The sequence below is a fragment of the Pseudomonas sp. 3B-A001-10F genome (genome assembly GCF_056313565.1).
In genome coordinates, this window is sequence record NZ_JBQYFW010000001.1 from 358,151 (window position 1) to 375,937 (window position 17,787).

Annotated in this window: 19 protein-coding genes and 1 riboswitch; of the genes, 14 read left to right on the top strand and 5 right to left on the bottom strand. The window is 60.8% G+C overall.

Going from position 1 to position 17,787, the window contains the following annotated elements; translation table 11 throughout:
- Window positions 1-66: 66 nt before the first annotated feature.
- Window positions 67-363, bottom strand: a complete 297-nt coding sequence (locus tag AC0ZWN_RS01760) for a DUF1330 domain-containing protein (RefSeq protein ID WP_476333832.1) — start codon at window positions 361-363, stop codon at window positions 67-69.
- A 68-nt stretch (window positions 364-431) separates the two neighbouring features.
- Here AC0ZWN_RS01760 and ribBA point away from each other — a divergent pair, with 68 nt between their 5' ends.
- From ribBA to AC0ZWN_RS01785, 5 genes are all read left to right on the top strand, one after another.
- Window positions 432-1,541, top strand: coding sequence for a bifunctional 3,4-dihydroxy-2-butanone-4-phosphate synthase/GTP cyclohydrolase II (ribBA, locus tag AC0ZWN_RS01765; RefSeq protein WP_095050094.1), 1,110 nt, complete (start codon window positions 432-434; stop codon window positions 1,539-1,541).
- Between the two features lie 468 nt (window positions 1,542-2,009).
- Window positions 2,010-3,035: an ABC transporter substrate-binding protein gene (locus tag AC0ZWN_RS01770; RefSeq protein WP_127926899.1), complete on the top strand. Its 1,026-nt coding sequence runs from the start codon at window positions 2,010-2,012 to the stop codon at window positions 3,033-3,035.
- Window positions 3,032-3,979: an ABC transporter permease gene (locus tag AC0ZWN_RS01775; RefSeq protein ID WP_476333921.1), complete on the top strand. Its 948-nt coding sequence runs from the start codon at window positions 3,032-3,034 to the stop codon at window positions 3,977-3,979. Before AC0ZWN_RS01770 ends, AC0ZWN_RS01775 begins: the two co-directional genes overlap by 4 nt.
- Window positions 3,980-3,985: 6 nt before the next feature.
- Complete coding sequence (locus AC0ZWN_RS01780; RefSeq protein ID WP_007918021.1) at window positions 3,986-4,795, top strand: ABC transporter permease; 810 nt, start codon at window positions 3,986-3,988, stop codon at window positions 4,793-4,795.
- Window positions 4,796-4,812: 17 nt separating this feature from the next.
- Complete coding sequence (locus AC0ZWN_RS01785) at window positions 4,813-5,967, top strand: ABC transporter ATP-binding protein (RefSeq protein ID WP_257358289.1); 1,155 nt, start codon at window positions 4,813-4,815, stop codon at window positions 5,965-5,967.
- A gap of 203 nt (window positions 5,968-6,170) precedes the next feature.
- Here the strand turns inward: AC0ZWN_RS01785 and map are convergent, their stop codons facing one another.
- From map to AC0ZWN_RS01800, 3 genes are all read right to left on the bottom strand, one after another.
- Window positions 6,171-6,962, bottom strand: a complete 792-nt coding sequence (gene map, locus AC0ZWN_RS01790) for a type I methionyl aminopeptidase (protein ID WP_093437755.1) — start codon at window positions 6,960-6,962, stop codon at window positions 6,171-6,173.
- Window positions 6,959-7,186, bottom strand: coding sequence for a ParD-like family protein (locus AC0ZWN_RS01795; RefSeq protein WP_007918027.1), 228 nt, complete (start codon window positions 7,184-7,186; stop codon window positions 6,959-6,961). Before AC0ZWN_RS01795 ends, map begins: the two co-directional genes overlap by 4 nt.
- A gap of 64 nt (window positions 7,187-7,250) precedes the next feature.
- Window positions 7,251-8,108 (bottom strand): LysR substrate-binding domain-containing protein, encoded by an 858-nt coding sequence (locus AC0ZWN_RS01800; protein ID WP_095050090.1) that lies wholly within the window; start codon window positions 8,106-8,108, stop codon window positions 7,251-7,253.
- A gap of 109 nt (window positions 8,109-8,217) precedes the next feature.
- Here AC0ZWN_RS01800 and phnD point away from each other — a divergent pair, with 109 nt between their 5' ends.
- The 7 genes from phnD to phnX all read left to right on the top strand — a co-directional run bounded on the left by phnD (window position 8,218) and on the right by phnX (window position 15,103).
- Window positions 8,218-9,084 (top strand): phosphonate ABC transporter substrate-binding protein, encoded by an 867-nt coding sequence (phnD, locus tag AC0ZWN_RS01805; RefSeq protein WP_095050089.1) that lies wholly within the window; start codon window positions 8,218-8,220, stop codon window positions 9,082-9,084.
- Window positions 9,081-9,872 (top strand): phosphonate ABC transporter ATP-binding protein, encoded by a 792-nt coding sequence (phnC, locus tag AC0ZWN_RS01810; protein ID WP_476333834.1) that lies wholly within the window; start codon window positions 9,081-9,083, stop codon window positions 9,870-9,872. The genes phnD and phnC overlap by 4 nt, the downstream gene beginning before the upstream one ends.
- Window positions 9,873-9,874: 2 nt before the next feature.
- A complete protein-coding gene (gene phnE / locus AC0ZWN_RS01815) occupies window positions 9,875-10,693 on the top strand; it encodes a phosphonate ABC transporter, permease protein PhnE (RefSeq protein WP_476333836.1) in 819 nt (272 codons plus the stop codon).
- 110 nt (window positions 10,694-10,803) lie between these two features.
- On the top strand, window positions 10,804-11,895 hold the full coding sequence (psrA, locus tag AC0ZWN_RS01820; protein ID WP_476333837.1) for an iron-containing alcohol dehydrogenase PsrA: 1,092 nt from the start codon (window positions 10,804-10,806) through the stop codon (window positions 11,893-11,895).
- Between the two features lie 130 nt (window positions 11,896-12,025).
- Window positions 12,026-13,321: an MFS transporter gene (locus tag AC0ZWN_RS01825; protein ID WP_258709688.1), complete on the top strand. Its 1,296-nt coding sequence runs from the start codon at window positions 12,026-12,028 to the stop codon at window positions 13,319-13,321.
- A 10-nt stretch (window positions 13,322-13,331) separates the two neighbouring features.
- A complete protein-coding gene (locus tag AC0ZWN_RS01830; protein WP_095050084.1) occupies window positions 13,332-14,201 on the top strand; it encodes a LysR substrate-binding domain-containing protein in 870 nt (289 codons plus the stop codon).
- A 74-nt stretch (window positions 14,202-14,275) separates the two neighbouring features.
- Complete coding sequence (gene phnX / locus AC0ZWN_RS01835) at window positions 14,276-15,103, top strand: phosphonoacetaldehyde hydrolase (protein WP_095050083.1); 828 nt, start codon at window positions 14,276-14,278, stop codon at window positions 15,101-15,103.
- 69 nt (window positions 15,104-15,172) lie between these two features.
- Here phnX and AC0ZWN_RS01840 read toward each other — a convergent pair whose 3' ends face one another.
- The gene (locus AC0ZWN_RS01840; RefSeq protein ID WP_141231877.1) at window positions 15,173-15,442 is read right to left on the bottom strand and encodes a hypothetical protein; all 270 of its coding nucleotides are present in this window, start codon (window positions 15,440-15,442) and stop codon (window positions 15,173-15,175) included.
- Between the two features lie 8 nt (window positions 15,443-15,450).
- Between AC0ZWN_RS01840 and AC0ZWN_RS01845 the strand changes: the two genes are divergently transcribed.
- Window positions 15,451-16,386: a Ppx/GppA family phosphatase gene (locus AC0ZWN_RS01845; RefSeq protein ID WP_093437728.1), complete on the top strand. Its 936-nt coding sequence runs from the start codon at window positions 15,451-15,453 to the stop codon at window positions 16,384-16,386.
- 42 nt (window positions 16,387-16,428) lie between these two features.
- A riboswitch (cobalamin riboswitch) is annotated at window positions 16,429-16,622 on the top strand.
- Window positions 16,623-16,766: 144 nt separating this feature from the next.
- Window positions 16,767-17,780, top strand: coding sequence for an ABC transporter substrate-binding protein (locus AC0ZWN_RS01850; RefSeq protein WP_476333840.1), 1,014 nt, complete (start codon window positions 16,767-16,769; stop codon window positions 17,778-17,780).
- Window positions 17,781-17,787: the final 7 nt, after the last annotated feature.

A 17,787-nucleotide genomic window follows, 5' to 3' on the forward strand; every position in this document is an offset into this window, starting at 1 on the left:
TGCTCGCGAAAGCGGTCGTTCTGATCGTTCCCACGCTCCGCGTGGGAACGATCAATACCCTAGGCTTCAGAGTGGGGCGATGCCTTCAACGATGATAATTTCCGCCTTCGCCCATTCCTCGCGATAACGTTTCGCTTCCTGATACGCCGCTGAGTGGTAGCACGCCACAGCCTTCTCATAGCTCTCGAACTCGATCACCACGCTGCGTTGTGGCGTCTGGCGGCCTTCCATCGCCTCGCTGCGCCCGCCTCTGGCCAGAAACTTCGCGCCAAACGCAGCGAACGCTGCCGGCGCACGCTGGGTGTATTGGCTGTAATGATCGGCATCGGCTATATCCACGTGAGCAATCCAGTACGCCTTCATAGTGACCTCTTTGTTGATTTTGTATTATGGTATACCAATATATTTCCAACGAACCCTGAGAGTCCAGCATGGCCTTCAACAGCATCGAAGAAATCATCGAAGATTATCGTCTCGGCAAAATGGTCTTGCTGGTCGATGACGAAGACCGCGAAAACGAAGGCGACCTGCTGCTGGCCGCCGACCGTTGCACGCCCGAGGCGATCAGCTTCATGGCCCGCGAAGCGCGCGGTCTGATCTGCCTGACCCTGACCGACGAACATTGCCAGCGTTTGGGCCTGGAGCAAATGGTCCCGGCCAATGGCAGCGTGTTCAGCACCGCGTTTACCGTATCGATTGAAGCAGCGGTGGGCGTGACCACCGGCATCTCCGCAGCAGATCGCGCTTGCACCGTGGCCGCCGCCGTCGCGCCGAATGCCCGCGCTGAAGACTTGGTGCAGCCGGGCCATATCTTTCCGCTGCGCGCCAAGGAAGGTGGCGTGCTGACCCGCGCCGGCCACACCGAGGCCGGTTGTGACCTGGCGCGTCTGGCCGGTTTTACGCCGGCCTCGGTGATCGTCGAGGTGATGAACGACGACGGCACCATGGCCCGTCGCCCGGATCTGGAAGTGTTTGCGCGCAAGCACGGGATCAAGATCGGCACCATCGCCGACCTGATCCACTATCGCCTGAGTACCGAACACACCATTGAACGCATCGGCGAACGGGAGCTGCCGACGGTGCATGGCACGTTCCGCTTGATCACTTTTGAGGATCGCATCGAGGGCGGCGTGCACATGGCGATGGTCATGGGCGATCTGCGCCGTGAAGAGCCGACGCTGGTGCGCGTGCATGTGATCGATCCACTGCGGGATCTGGTTGGCGCGGAATATAGCGGGCCGACGAACTGGACGCTTTGGGCGGCGTTGCAACGGGTCGCTGCTGAGGGGCATGGGGTTGTGGTGGTGCTGGCCAATCATGAGTCGTCGCAGGCGCTGCTGGAGCGGGTGCCGCAGTTGACCCAGCCGCCGAGGCAGTTCAGTCGTTCGCAATCGCGGATTTATTCGGAGGTCGGGACCGGGGCGCAGATTTTGCAGAACCTTGGGGTTGGCAAGCTGCGTCACCTGGGCCCTCCTTTGAAATACGCTGGCCTGACCGGGTATGACCTGGAAGTGGTTGAGAGTATTCCGTTTACCGAGTGAAGCTGCCCTCACCCCAGCCCTCTCCCCGAGGGAGAGGGAGCCGACCGAGGTGTTTAGTCGCTATACGCCGACCTGAGATACCGAGTCGAACTCAGATTTTGAACAACCTCCAATCGGCTCCCTCTCCCGTAGGGAGAGGGAGCTGACCGAGGTGTTTAGTCGCTATACGCCGACCTGAGATACCGAGCCGAACTCAGGTTTTGAACAGCCTCCAATCGGCCCCCTCTCCCGAAGGGAGAGGGCTGGGGTGAGGGGCTGGATCTGAAGTGCGCCCTGCATCTCATGCCGAGCACATCCAAAAAACCATAATCAACAGATAACCGGTAAGGCAAAGTGCTTGCACAAAGTTTGGAATACCATAATATGATATTCCATAGACCGGACATTCCAACGAACGTCCATCTACTGCTCCCGACAGGCGGGCAACAACGCAAGCCCGCTCAAAAACACAACAATGAGGGCGTAAAAATGGTGTTGAACAAAGCTGCAACCGCGATCTTTTTTGCGGGACTGCTCAGCGTTACCGGCCAGGCTGCAATGGCTGCCGAGAGCGTGAACTTCGTCAGCTGGGGCGGAAGCACCCAGGATGCGCAGAAACAGGCCTGGGCCGATCCGTTCAGCAAGGCCAGCGGCATCACCGTCGTGCAGGATGGCCCGACTGACTACGGCAAACTCAAAGCCATGGTCGAGAGCGGCAATGTGCAGTGGGACGTGGTCGATGTCGAAGCCGATTTCGCCCTGCGCGCCGCCGCTGAAGGCCTGCTCGAACCCCTCGATTTCAAAGTGATCCAGCGCGACAAGATCGACCCGCGTTTCGTCAGCGATTACGGCGTCGGCTCGTTCTTCTTCTCCTTCGTCCTCGGCTACAACGAGGGCAAACTCGGCGCCAACAAGCCGCAGGATTGGAGCGCCCTGTTCGACACCAAAACCTACCCGGGCAAACGCGCCCTGTACAAATGGCCAAGCCCTGGCGTGCTCGAACTGGCGCTGCTGGCCGACGGCGTGGCGGCCGACAAGCTCTACCCGCTGGATCTGGATCGCGCCTTCAAAAAACTCGACACCATCAAGAAAGACATCGTCTGGTGGGGCGGCGGCGCGCAGTCGCAGCAACTGCTGGCCTCCGGTGAAGCGAGCATGGGCCAGTTCTGGAACGGTCGCATTCACGCCCTGCAAGAAGACGGCGCACCGGTCGGTGTGAGCTGGAAACAGAACCTGGTCATGGCCGACATTCTGGTGATTCCAAAAGGCTCGAAAAACAAGGACGCGGCGATGAAGTTTCTGGCCGCCGCCAGCAGCGCCAAGGGCCAGGCCGACTTCTCCAACCTGACCGCCTACGCCCCGGTCAACCTCGACAGTGTGGAGCGTCTGGATTCGACGCTGGCCCCCAACCTGCCGACTGCCTACGCTAAGGATCAGATCACTCTAGATTTCGCGTACTGGGCCAAAAACGGCCAGGCCATCGCGACACGGTGGAACGAATGGCTGGTCAAATGAAAATGGCGGCCACCGCGCCCCGTCCCTCCACTGCCACCGGGGGCGCCACCGGCGCTGCCGGTTCGGCCCACGGAACACAGGCGGTTGCGATGCAGCAAGCCCCGTCCCTCAGACAACGCTGGCGCGGCGCCGGCAACCTCGCCCCAGCGCTGCTGTTCATCGGCCTGTTTTTCCTCGCGCCGTTGATTGGTCTGCTGTTGCGCGGCGTGCTTGAACCGACGCCAGGCCTTGGCAACTATGAACAACTGTTCGCCAACTCGGCGTATGCCCGAGTGCTGCTCAACACCTTCTCGGTGGCCGGGCTGGTAACGCTGTTCAGCCTGTTGCTGGGCTTTCCGCTGGCCTGGGCGATCACCCTGGTGCCGCGCGGCTGGGGTCGCTGGATTCTCAACATCGTGCTGCTGTCGATGTGGACCAGCCTGCTCGCCCGCACGTATTCGTGGCTGGTGCTGCTGCAAGCGTCCGGCGTGATCAACAAGGCTCTGATGGCGATGGGCATCATCGATCAGCCGCTGGAGATGGTGCACAACCTCACCGGCGTGGTGATCGGCATGAGCTACATCATGATTCCCTTCATCGTGCTGCCGTTGCAGGCAACCATGCAGGCCATCGACCCGATGATTCTGCAGGCCGGTTCGATTTGCGGTGCGAGTCCGTGGAGCAACTTCTTCCGGGTGTTCCTGCCGCTGTGCCGGCCGGGTCTGGCCTCCGGTGGCTTGATGGTGTTCGTCATGTCGCTCGGTTACTACGTCACCCCGGCACTGCTCGGCGGGGCGCAGAACATGATGCTGCCGGAGTTCATCATTCAGCAGGTGCAATCGTTCCTCAACTGGGGCCTGGCCAGTGCCGGCGCTGCGTTGCTGATCGCGATCACTTTGGTGCTGTTCTACTTCTACCTGAAGCTTCAGCCGGAATCCCCGGTTGGCGCCAGTAACGCGAGGTAAGCCGACATGCTCCTGACCCCCAATGCGATGAGCCGGCGCATGCGCTTCGGCCTCTACGCCACCACCGGGCTGATCGGTCTGTTCCTGCTGTTGCCGATCGTCTTCATCGTGCTGCTGTCGTTCGGTTCCTCGCAATGGCTGGTGTTTCCGCCACCGGGCTGGACGCTGAAATGGTACGGCCAGTTCTTCTCCAACCCCGACTGGATGAACGCCGCAGCGGCCAGCCTCAAGGTTGCCGTGCTGACCACGATCTGCGCCGTAGCCCTCGGTTTGCCGACCGCGTTTGCGCTGGTGCGCGGGCGTTTTCCCGGCCGGGAAATGCTCTACGGCCTGTTCACCCTGCCGATGATCGTGCCACTGGTGATCATCGCCGTGGCGGTGTACGCACTGTTCCTCAAGCTCGGTTACACCGGGACAATGTTCGCGTTCGTCGTCAGCCATGTGATCGTCGCGCTGCCGTTTACCATCATCTCGATCATCAACTCACTGAAACTGTTCGATCAGTCGATTGAAGACGCGGCGGTGATTTGCGGTGCTTCACGCCTGCAAGCGGTGTTCAAAGTGACATTCCCGGCGATTCGTCCGGGCATGGTCGCCGGCGCCCTCTTCGCCTTCCTCGTGTCGTGGGACGAAGTGGTGCTCAGCGTGATGATGGCCAGCCCGACCCTGCAAACCCTTCCCGTAAAAATGTGGACCACCCTGCGCCAAGACCTGACGCCAGTGATCGCCGTCGCTTCGACGCTGCTGATCGGCTTGTCTGTTCTAGTCATGGTGATCGCCGCCGCATTGCGCCGGCGCAACGAAATCAGCGCCTGAGCGCCCAGGAGTACGACATGAGTGCCGTGATCAAAGACGCTTCCCAGCAGAATGACAAACCCCTGGTCAGCCTGCGCAATCTGAACAAGCACTACGGTGACTTTGCCGCCGTCGACAACATCTCGCTGGACATCAAGGACGGCGAGTTCCTGACCTTCCTCGGCTCCAGCGGCTCGGGCAAAAGCACCACGCTGTCGATGCTCGCCGGGTTTGAAACGCCGAGCAGTGGCGAGATCCTCGTCAACGGCCAGTCGCTGGTGAATGTGCCGCCGCACAAGCGTGACATCGGCATGGTGTTCCAGCGTTATTCGCTGTTCCCGCATTTGTCGGTGCGCGACAACATCGCGTTTCCTTTGGCGATCCGCAAACTGGCCGCCGCCGAGCGCGACAAGCGTGTCGATGCAATGCTGAAACTGGTGCAGTTGGAACAGTTCGCGCATCGCCGCCCTTCGCAACTGTCTGGCGGCCAGCAGCAACGTGTCGCCATTGCCCGGGCGCTAGTTTACGAACCACGCATCCTGCTGATGGATGAACCGCTCGGTGCGCTGGATAAAAAGCTGCGTGAAGATCTGCAGGATGAACTGCGCCAACTGCATCGTCGCCTGGGCATCACCATTGTTTACGTGACCCACGACCAGGAAGAAGCCATGCGTTTGTCGCAGCGCATTGCGATTTTCAGTCACGGCAAGATTGTTGGATTGGGCAGCGGTTATGACCTTTATCAGAATCCGCCGAATGCGTTTGTGGCGTCGTTCCTGGGCAACTCGAACTTCCTCAAGCTCAAGGCGCAGGGCAATGCGGCGGCTTCGTTTGAAGGACAGTCATTGTCGATTCGCCTGACCGCCGGGTTGCACACCGATCAAGATGTTTTGCTGATGGTGCGGCCGGAAAAAGCCTTGGCGTTGAGCGCGGCGCAAGCGATCAGCGAACCGCTGCCTTCGGGCTGGAATGAGGTGTCAGCGAAGGTTGTAGAAGTGCTGTTCCTCGGTGAGAGCCAGACTTGCAGCGTGGTCACTTCGGGCGGGACTTCGATGACGGTGAAGGCTTTGTCCGCCGCCGGCATGCCGCTCAAGGCCGGGGATCCAGTGCAGGTGCGCTGGGCGACCGCCGATGCTTGCGTGTATACCGAATGGACCGAGAGCGATCTGAACAAGGCTGCCGGCGCTCACTGACAGCGTGTTGTCTGTGGGATCTACCCCCCTCACCCCAGCCCTCTCCCCCAAGGGGGGCGAGGGGGAAAGGGAGCAGATCGGGGGCTTTTCAGGACCTGAGGTCGACTCAGGACTTTCAAGTCGATGTATAACGCCAAAACAACCCGGTCAGTCCCCTCTCCCTCTGGGAGAGGGCTAGGGTGAGGGAAACAGTCGACGCGGTATCAGACAATAGCGCGGTAGCCTTCAATCTCATCTGGCCACGCGGTCAAGATCTCAAACCCCGTCTCCGTCACCGCCACCATATGCTCCCACTGCGCCGACAACGAGCCGTCCTTGGTCAGCACGGTCCAGCCATCCGGCATATTCTTCACATGACGCTTGCCGGCATTGAGCATCGGCTCCACGGTAAAAATCATCCCGGCCTTGAGCTTCATGCCCTGATTCGGAAAGCCGTAATGCAGGATCTGCGGCTCATCGTGATAGACCTTGCCAATCCCGTGCCCGCAGTACTCGCGCACCACGCTGAAGCCTTCTTTCTCCGCCAGGCTCTGGATCGCATGGCCGATATCGCCCAGCGTGGCGCCCGGTTTCACCACACGAATACCCGCGCACATCGCCTCGTAGGTGGTCTTGATCAGGTGCTGCGCTTCAGGCGTCGCCTCACCGACCACGTACATGCGACTGGTGTCGCCGAACCAACCGTCCTTGATCACCGCGATGTCGAGGTTGACGATATCGCCATCCTTCAACGGCGTGCCCGATGGGATGCCATGGCACACCACGTCGTTGACCGAGGCGCAGACGGTTTTCGGAAAGCCGTGATAACCGACGTTGGCCGGCACCGCTTTCTGCACATTGACGATGTAGTCGTTGCACAGCTGATCGAGCTGATCGGTGGTGACGCCGGCCTTCACATGCGGCACCAGCATGGCCAGCACTTCAGCGGCGAGTTTGCCGGCAGCACGCGATTGCGCGATGTCGGCCGGGGTGTTGATCTTGATCTGGTTTCTCATGCGCTGACGGCTTCCTGAGTCAGTTGTTGCAGATCCAGCCCGCCGTTCTGTTCGGCGCGGATCAGCAAGCGGCAAATGGCGCTGTGGTCGAGGTTGGGGTGCAGTTCGGCGAGCATGCCGATGCGCATCCAGTGCTCAGCCTGCGCGTTGATCGAGCGGCTGAGGGCGTTGCTGGAGATACGCAGGTTCTCGTGCATGTCCTCTGAAATCTTTACGATGCCCATATATGAATCCGATACGATGTGTATATGGATCGTATATTAGCCAAGCCTCACGCGAAATTGCAAATCAACCCAGCGCCGCGTCGAAAAACGATGAGATGAGCCGACTGGAACGCCGCTCCGCCAGGCAGTACAGATAAGTCTCGGTGAACAGCTCCTCGCCCTCGATTCTGATGGTGCGGATGTTCGGGTCGGCAATGAACTCCGCTTCTGACACCACCCCCAACCCCAGCCCACGCACCACCGCCTCACGTAGCGCCTCACGACTGCCAATTTCCATGGCGATCCTCGGTTTCACCTGCGCCGCATTCAGCGCCTGTTCCAGCACCAGCCGCGTGGTCGAACCGGGTTCGCGTTGCAGCAGCCGCTGCCCTTCCAGTTCCTCCAGCCGCACGCTGCCACGATTGGCCAGTGGATGTTCATGGTGGGCGAACAAGATGATCGCGTGCCGCGCATAACGCACCGAACACAACGCCGGATCATCTTGACGCCCGGCCAGCACGGCGATGTCGGTCACATAGTTTTCCAGATCCGACAGCACCTGTGCCGAGTTGCCGACGCGGATCGACACATCGATATTCGGATGCTGTTGCAAATAGCTGTCGACCATTTCGATCACATGAAACGGCCCCACCGCACCAACCTTGAGCTGGCCGCTGTCGAGCCGTCCAGAGTCGCGCAGCAGGTTGTGCGCTTCCAGTTCCAGCAAGGCAATCCGTTGCGCGATCGGCAGCAACTGCCGCCCGACATCGGAAAGCTCGATCCGCCGCCCGCGCCGATGGAACAGCTCAACATTGTGCTGGCGTTCCAAGGCTTGTACTTGCGTGGTCAGTGTTGGTTGGCTGAGCCCTGTCGCCCGCGCACCGGCACTGAAACTGCCGTGACGGGCAACGGCGAGAAAGGCCCGCAGTTTGGCGCTGGACATCCATAGACTCCATCAATAGTTAGCTGCTGTTTCCCATATTGAATTGATTGAATGACTGTCACGTGACAGACCTAGCCTGTGGCAACTCCCAACCACACCGTGGAATGCCATGAAAACAATCAAACAGTTTCTGCGTGTCGCCAGCCTCACCGTCATTGCCCTCGGCGCCAGCCAGGTCTGGGCCAAGGACAAATTGACCATTGGCTTGATCCCCTCGGAAGATTCCCAGGCGATGATCGAATCGAGCAAACAGGTGCTCGACGATCTGCAAGCCAAAATCGGCATGCCGGTGGTGCCGTTCGTGGCTACCGACTACAACGGCATCATCGAAGCGCTGCGTTCGGGCAAGCTCGATGTCGCCTACCTCGGGCCGTTCTCCTACGTGCTGGCGACCTCGGTGGCGGATGTCGAGGCATTCTCGGTGGCGGTGACCAAGAAGACCGGGCAGAGCGCGTACAAAAGCGTGATTCTGGCACGCAAGGACAGCGGCATTCATTCGCTGGCCGACCTCAAGGGCCATACGTTCGCATTCGTCGACCCGAGCTCAGCGTCCGGGCATCTGTTTCCCAAGGCTGGCCTTGAGCAGGCCGGTTTTGCTCCGGACAGCCTATTCAAACGGGTGATTTTCTCCGGTTCCCACGATGCCAGCATCCTTGCGGTCGAGAACAAAAAGGTCGACGCCGCCGCTGTCGCCGACCGCATCTTCGCCAGCGCCGTGGCCAAAGGTGTGGTGAAGCAGGATGACTTCGAAATAGTTTGGAGTTCCAAGCCGATTCCTGAGTCGCCGATGGTCTGGCGCAAGGCGCTCGATCCGGAACTGAAAAAGAAAGTCGCCGATGCACTGGCCTCGATCAAGGACGTGCCGTGGGGCGATCAGGGCCTGCTCAACGGCTTCCAGCCCACCACCGACGCGTCGTATGACGTGGTGCGCGAAACCGCCAAGGTGCTCGATCTCGATTTGCGGAGCATGAAATGATCAGCATCCGCCAACTGACCAAACACTACGGCAGCAACCCGGTGTTGCGTGGCATCAACCTGGAGGTCGCGGCCGGCGAGTTCGTCGTGGTGCTCGGTCAGTCCGGCGCTGGTAAATCGACCTTGCTGCGTTGTATCAATCGCTTGGCGCAGGCCGACAGCGGCACGCTGAACGTGGCCGGCATCGACGCCCTCGCCTGCCCTGACACCAGCGTTCTGCGCCGTGAAGTGGCGATGATTTTTCAGCACCACAACGTCGTGCCGCGCCTGAGTGTGCTGAAGAACGTGCTGACCGGTCGCCTCGGTTCCGTCGGTACCCTCGCCTCGATTCTGCAACTGTTCCGCCGTGACGATGTGGCGCTGGCCATGCAATGTCTGGAGCGCGTCGAACTGGCGCACAAGGCTGGCGAGCGCACCGATTCGTTGTCTGACGGACAAAAACAGCGCGTCGGCATCGCCCGCGCCTTGGCGCAACGACCGCAGGTGATTCTGGCCGATGAACCGATTGCCAGTCTCGACCCGAAAACCGCTCGCCTGGTGTTGCAGTACTTGCGCGATGCCACCCGCGAACTGGGCATCACTGTGCTGTGCAATCTGCATCAGGTCGAATACGCCCGTGAGTTTGGCGACCGCGTGGTCGGCTTGGCCAATGGCAGCCTGGTGTTCGATGGCAAAGCCTCGAGCATGACCGACGCCGATCTGGCGCGAATCTATCCGGGGCAATCGGCGCAATCCCCTGCTGACGTGCCCACGCCCACCCTGTCCTACTGCACTGCATCGAGGGCCTGAGCATGCAATCGCAAAACTATCAGTGGGTCGGCGACCGGCCCCGTGGCCCGCGCAGTTGGCTGACCACCGGCGCCGTCGTCCTGATCGTGCTGTGGACGCTGAACTGGAGCGCACAAGGCGCGCAGCTCAGCCTCGGTGAACTGGCGGCGGGGTTGCCGCAGATCGGCGACTTTCTCTCGCGCACCTTTCCGCCGGACCTGAGCATCCTGCCGCGTCTGATCGCGCCTGCGGTGGAAACCTTGCAGATCGCCATTTGGGGAACCCTGCTTGGCGTCTTACTGGCGATTCCACTGTCGTTTCTCGCCGCGCGCAATTTGAGCCGCAACCGCTGGGTGTTTCACGCCACCCGCCAGGCACTGAATTTCACCCGCAGCATCAACGAACTGATCCTCGCGCTGATCTTCGTCTCGGCGGTTGGACTCGGCCCCTTCCCCGGCGTATTGGCGCTGGCGCTGCATGGCCTGGGCATGCTTGGCAAATTCTTCGCCGAGAGCATCGAAGAGATCGACCAAGGCCCGATTGAAGCGCTGCAAGCGACCGGAGCTCGGCCGCTACAGGTGATCGTGTTTGGTGTGCTGCCACAGGTCATCACCGCGTGGATTGCCGTGATCCTGTACCGCTTCGAGGTCAACCTGCGCTCGGCCACGGTGCTGGGCATGGTCGGTGCCGGCGGTTTGGGGTTCGAGCTGGTGAGCAGTCTCAAGCTGTTCAAATATCAGGAAACCGCGACCTGCATCATCGTCATCACCTTCATGGTGATAGTCGCCGACGCCATCTCCAGCCGCCTGCGCGCGGCGATCCAGAGCGGTTCGGCGCACTAGCGTAAAGCTGCTATCGGCTCAGCCGATTCAAACCTGCGATTTATCGATTTGTGCCGTTGTCGGTCGCCCTCGACTATGTGGCCACACGACAACAACAAGAAGGATTGACCATGACTGCCCGCTTCCAGAACCCCGTCGATACCCGTTTCGGCTGGGGCAGCCTGCAAGACCTTGCCGCCATCACCGAGCAGCAGCGCGTCGCGCTCGTAACCTTCCCTGAAGCCCGAGGGCTGGGCTTGGTGGACCGTTTGCAAAGCTTGCTCGGCGAACGCCTGATCTACGTTTTCGAAAACGTCCAGCCCAACCCCGACGTCGCCCATCTGCGCAGCACTTACGAGCACTTCTGGCAACACGCCGCTGATTGTGACGTGGTCCTCGCCGTGGGCGGCGGCAGCGCCATCGATACCGCCAAGGCGTTGATCGTCGGCACCGAATCCGGCCGTTTCGATGAACTGTTGAGCCTGCTGTCGAGCGGCAAGCCCTTCACGCCAGCCCGGTGCAAACAACTGATCGCCGCACCGACCACCGCCGGCACCGGCAGCGAAGTCACCCCGTGGGCGACGATCTGGGACAGCGCCAGCCAAAAGAAATATTCGCTGCACCTGGACTGCACCTGGCCAAGGGTGGCGATCATCGACCCGCAACTGATGCTCACCGTACCGGCCGGCGTCACCGTTTCCACCGGGCTCGATGCCCTGTCCCATGCGCTGGAAGCGATCTGGAACGTCAACGCCAACCCGGTCTCAGACACCTTTGCCATTTCCGCGATTGAAGACATTCTCGAATGCCTGCCGCGTTTGCACAAAGATCTGTCGAGCCAAGAGTTGCGCACGCGCATGGCCCTCGCCGCACTCAAGGCCGGGCTGGCATTTTCCAACACCAAAACCGCGCTGGCGCATTCGATTTCCTATGAGATGACCTTGCGCCACGGGTTGCCCCACGGCATCGCCTGCTCCTTCACCTTACCGCTGGTTTTGGGTTTGGCCTGGGGCCACGACGCCACGCGCGACCGTACCTTGCAACGGGTATTCGGCGCGGACCTGGGCAAAGCCCAACAGCAACTGCGCGAGTTCCTGCACAGCCTCGGGGTGAAGACCGAGTTTGCCGATTACGGCGTCTCGGCCAAGGACGCCGAAGCCATCATCCAGCTCGCGATGCAGGGTGCGCGCGGCAAGAACTTCATCGGTTCACAAGCCGCCTGACGCCTGATAACACCCGAGTCACCCAAGCACCGCCAGCGGCATGCAGCCGCGGTGATTTCCTGTCGCACCAAAAAAGAGTGCACCCCGCCGACGACACCCGGCGGGAACCGACAACAATAAGGAAAAGATCATGAATCGTGCCGAAACAATGCCTGGTCTCGCCGTCCGTTCTGCCTCGTTCCGGGTCGCGCAGTGGCGCATGCTGCTGGCGGCGATGTTCTGTTACCTGTTTTTCTACACCGGGCGGCAGACCTTCGGTTTTGCCATTCCGGGGATTCAGGCCGAGTTCGGCTTGAGCAAAGAAACCCTCGGCTGGGCCTCTGCGGCGATGCTCTGGGCCTACGCGATTGGCCAGGCGATCAACGGCAACCTCGCCGACAAATTCGGTGGCCGGCGCATCATGACCCTCGGTGCGGTGCTGTCCTGCGCGGCGAACTGGGTGACCAGTTTTGCCAGTGGTTTCACCAGCCTGATTCTGCCGTGGGGCGTCAACGGTTACTTTCAGGCCTTGGGCTGGGCGCCGGGCGGTCGGCTGATTGCCAATTGGTGGGCGGCGGGTGAGCGCGGCAAGGTTTACGGTTTCTACACTTTCGCCGCCGGTTGCGCGTCGATTCTGTCGTACGTCACCTCTATCGTCGTACTCGAAGTGCTGCAACTGGAATGGCGCTGGATCTTCCGTTTGCCAGTGCTGCTGATGCTCGCCGGCGGGATCATTTTTTATCTGGTTGCCCGCGAACGCCCGCAGGATCTGGGCTTCGAGCCGGTGGGTGATACCGGCGTGGCCAACGCTGACGACAAACATCAGGAAGCGGCACAGGGCGAAGTCGAATCCTCGGCACAACGCTACAAAGCCGTGCTGAAGAACCCTCGCCTGCTCATCGCCGCGCTGTCACTGGGCTTTCAGAACGCGGCGCGCTACGGCTTGATCGTCTGGGTGCCGGTGCACTTTCTCGGCGCTGACTGGAAAAGTGGTGACGGCATGATCGATCCGAAATGGATCACCGTCGCCCTTCCCGTCGGCATGGCGGTCGGCGCATTGAGCAACGGCTGGGTATCGGACAAGTTGTTCGGCTCCAAGCGCTATCTGGCGATCATGCTTTATATGTTCCTCGGCGCCGCGACCAGCCTGTGGATGTGGAGCCTGCCCCCACACAGCGTCATCGGCCTGATCGCCCTGTTCCTGTGCGGCTTCTTCGTCTACGGCCCAGCCTCGAGTTTCTGGGCGCTGTGTCCTGACCTGGTCGGGGCCAAGCGCGCGGGTACGGCGACCGGGATCATGAACTTTTCCTCGTACCTGTTCGCCGGATTGGCCGAGCCACTGATCGGGCGTCTGCTTGACACCACGGCAAATACGTCTCTGATCTTCATAGTGGTCACCAGCGCCTGCCTGTGCAGTGCGGCAGTGGCCTTGTTCATTCGACGCTGACGGGGCTTGCATGTACCAGTATCACAAGTGGTTGCGTTCGTTTCATGCGGTGGCCAAGACCGGCAGCTTTACCCTTGCTGCCGAGTTTCTCAGCGTCGGTCAGCCGACCGTCAGCGAACAGGTCAACGCTCTGGAGAAGACCTTCTCGGTCGAGCTGTTCCATCGCCGTGGCCGCTACATCGAAATGAGCGCCGCCGGGCACAAGCTCTATGCGATCACTCAGGGCCTGTTCGGTCAGGAGGATGAAGCCGTGCAACTGTTGCAGAGCTTCAAGCAGCGCAAGACCGGCATGCTGCGCCTCGGCGCGGTGTCACCGCCAATTGCCATGAACCTGACGTATGAGCTGATGCAGCGCCACCCGGATATCGAACTGGAAACCTCGTTTTCCTCGGAAAAGGACACCCTGGCGCGGTTATTCAACTTCGATATCGACGTGGCGATTCTGGCCTTGTCGGAATTCGATGAGCGCTTCCACACGCGGCTGTATCACCGTTATCCGATCATCGCCGTGGTCCGCGATGACCATCCGTGGGCAAGTCAGGCGCAGGTTCACATCAGTGAAATCAGCGGCGAAAAATGGGTGATGCGCGAATCCAGTGCGCGCACCCGGCAACTGGTGGAAGAAAGCTGCAAGCGCCTCAATATCGATCTCAATTGCGTCATGCAACTCAACAGCCGCGAAGCCATCGTCCACGCGATCGTCAAGGGCATCGGCATCGGGTTTGTCTCGGCGGTCGAGTACGCCGAAACCCCGGGCACCAAGCCGATCACCTTTGTCGATCACCCGTTTTTCATCGAATACCACCTGTGCTGCCTCGGCATCCGCCGCAACCGACCGGTGATTGCCGAACTGTTTGATGCGAATCCACCGCTGACCTGATCAGCACTGACCCTTGAACCGCCTACCTCATTGCCGAGGGACGGCCCACGCTTACCTGAAAACGGAGATTGACCATGCAGTACCAACAACCGACTCACCTGCAAGCCGCGATCCTCGACTGGGCCGGCACCGTTGTCGATTTCGGCTCGTTTGCGCCAACGCAAATCTTCGTCGAAGCCTTTGCCGAGTTCGGCGTCGCGGTATCGCTTGAAGAAGCGCGCGGGCCGATGGGCATGGGCAAGTGGGATCACATCCGCACGCTGTGCAACTTGCCACAGATTGCTGAACGCTATCGTGCAGCGTTTGATCGCTTGCCGAGTGATGACGATGTAACGGCAATCTACGAACGTTTCATGCCGTTGCAAATCGAGAAAATCGCCCTGCATTCGGCGCTGATTCCGGGCGCACTCGAAGCCATTGCGGCATTGCGCGACAAGGGTTTGAAAATCGGTTCGTGCTCGGGCTACCCGGCGGTGGTGATGGCCAAGGTCGTCGAACTGGCGCGGGAAAATGGCTACGTCGCCGACCATGTCGTCGCCACCGATGAAGTGCCCAATGGCCGGCCGTATCCGGCGCAGGCCTTGGCCAACGTGATTGCCCTGGGCATCGATGACGTGGCCGCCTGCGTCAAGGTCGACGACACCTGGCCGGGGATTCTCGAAGGGCGCGCAGCCGGCATGTGGACGGTGGCATTGACCTGTTCCGGCAACGCACTGGGCCTGACCTATGAGCAATACAAGGCGTTGCCGTCGGATCGACTGGCGGAAGAGCGTGCGCGAATCGGCAAAATGTTCGCCCCTTCGCGCCCGCACTACCTGATCGACACCATCGCCGAGCTGCCCGAAGTGATCGACGACATCAATGCGCGCCTGGCCCGGGGCGAAACTCCGCAGTCCTGCTAATTGATCGTCCGCACCCCGCGCTGATCGTTCCCACGCTCTGCGTGGGAATGCAGCCCGTGACGCTCCGCGTCACTGGACGCAGAGCGTCCCTAGAGGCATTCCCACGCAGAGCGTGGGAACGATCAACAGCCAGATCGCGGGCAAAAAAAAGCTGCCACGAATGGCAGCAAAAACTTTAAGAACACGCGATGTATTGACCGCAGCATAGACGCCGGATAATGACAGTGTCATGACAGCCGAAAATTCATTCAACCGCCCCGCCCCCGTCATCAGGATGTCATCAAGATCACGGCAGAATCCTCGCAAACCGTCTTGAGCCTCGCGACGGATGCTCTGCAAGGATTCCCATGAAAGACGACGCCTCGCTGTTTGCCGCCATCGACCTGGGTTCGAACGCCTTTCGCCTGATGATCGGCCAGTCGGTGCGCAGCCGCAAAGGCTTGCAGATTCAGGAAGTGAAAACCCTGCGCGAACCGGTGCGCCTCGCCGAGGGCTTTGACGGTGGTGCGCTGGATGCACTGGCACTGGATCGCGGCTGGCAGGCGTTGGCGCGGTTCGGCAAGAAGCTGCGCGGTTTCGAGGCCGGCCGGGTTCGTGCGGTGGCCACCAGCGCGGTGCGTGAAGCGGACAACGCGCAACTTTTTCTGGCCAGTGCCGAGCGGCATCTGGGCTTTCCCATCGACGTCATTTGCGGCCATGAAGAGGCGCGGCTGGTCTACGCCGGCGTAACTCACGCCTTGCCCAGCGCCGACGACCTGCGCCTGGTGGTCGACATCGGCGGTGGTTCCACTGAGCTGATCCTCGGCCAGGGCTCACAACCCTTGTTAACCGAAAGCATCGCCATCGGCAGCGGCACCTTGAGCACGCGATTCTTTCGCGGCGGCGATGTGTCCGCCGGCGCGCTACAGGAGGCTGAACGCTTCGCCATCCTGCAGTTTGAAAAAGTTGCCCGGCGCTACCGTGCTCAGGGCTGGCAGCAAACCATCGGCTCTTCCGGCACCGCGCGCATGCTCGCCAAAGTACTCAAGACCAATCGCCTCAACGACTTCGGCCAGGACGGCATCACCTACGGCGGCCTGCTGCGCCTGTCGCTGCTGTTGTTGAAGGTAAACAACGTGCAACAGCTCAAGCTCGCAGGCCTGCAACCACACCGCCAGAGCATTCTGCCCGGCGGTCTGGTGTTAATGCTGGCGGCATTCAAAGTGTTCGGTATCGCGCAAATGCTGCCGTCGGAACCGGGCCTGCGTCTGGGCGTATTGCACGGTTTGATGAGCCAACACTAATCCTCGCCACGGCAGATTCGTCTCCCCTTCAGCGGCTCGATCGACTACCATGCCGCCGTCGGTTCCCGAACGGGACTAATAGGGAATCCGAGGTGCTTGCACAGCACTGATCGGAACTGCCCCCGCAACTGTAGGTGCCGAGCCTGCTCCACGACTGCCACTGGGTGAATCCCGGGAAGGCCGGAGCCAGGCGATGACGCATCAGTCAGGAGACCTGCCGGCACAGTGATTACTAACCGGCGGGGTGTCCGGGAAGGACATCGTGCCGTGCGCGTCTTCGTTGGCTGCCCGGCCTTGCGCTGTTTTCCTGACCGCGTTCGATGGTGTGTTTCCAGACCGTACTCTCCCGCTCCCCGTACGGTTCCCCTGGAGACTGCCCCATGCTGCTGCCCCGCGTTGCCACCCTCATTACCGGCCTGAGCCTTGGCGCCTTGGCGCAGGCGGCACCGACTGTCTATCCACTGACGGTCGAGAACTGCGGCAGCACCCTGACCTTCCAGCACGCACCGACGCGCACCGTGACCATCGGCCAGGCCGGCACGGAGATGCTCTACGCCATGGGCCTGGGCGACAAAGTCGTCGGCACCTCACTGTGGTTCAACAATGTGCTGGCCAAATACAAAGCGCAGGATGACAAGATCGAGCGTCTGGCTGACAACGAGCCGAGTTTCGAGTCGGTAATCGGCAAGCGTCCGGAACTGGTCGCCGTGGAACTGGAATGGATGGTCGGCCCGCAAGGCGCGGTGGGCACGCGCGAGCAGTTTCATGAACTGAAGATTCCAACGTACCTGCTGCCTTCCGATTGCGAAGCCAAGGACAACCTCGTCGGCGCCGATGGCACGCGACTGGCGCCGTTTCGCATCGAGACGATTTACAAAAGCGTGAGCCAACTGGCGCAGATCTTCGATGTTCAAGAGCGTGGCCAGCAGCTCAACGACGAACTCAAGGCCAGCCTCGCCAAATCGATTGCCACCGCCCAAGGCAAACAACTCAAGGACGCCAGCGCGCTGGTGTGGTTCTCCAGCGCACAAATGGACATCGAGCCGTTCGTAGCCGGGCACAAAGGCGTTCCCGATTTCATGCTCAGCACCCTCGGCGTGCGCAACGTGGTGGCGTCCGATGAGGAGTGGCCAACCGTCGGTTGGGAAACCATCGCCAAGGCCAATCCGACCTTCCTGGTCATCGCGCGCATGGATCGTCGACGTTTCCCCGCCGACGACTATGAAAAGAAACTCGCCTTCCTGCGCAGCGATCCGGTGACACGCAACATGGACGCGGTGAAACACAACCGCATCATCATTCTTGATGCCATGGCCATGCAGGCGAGCCTGCGCATGTTCGAGGGCATCGAACAATTGGCCACGGCCATCAACGGCAATGACCTGTCGCAATGAGTGCCAG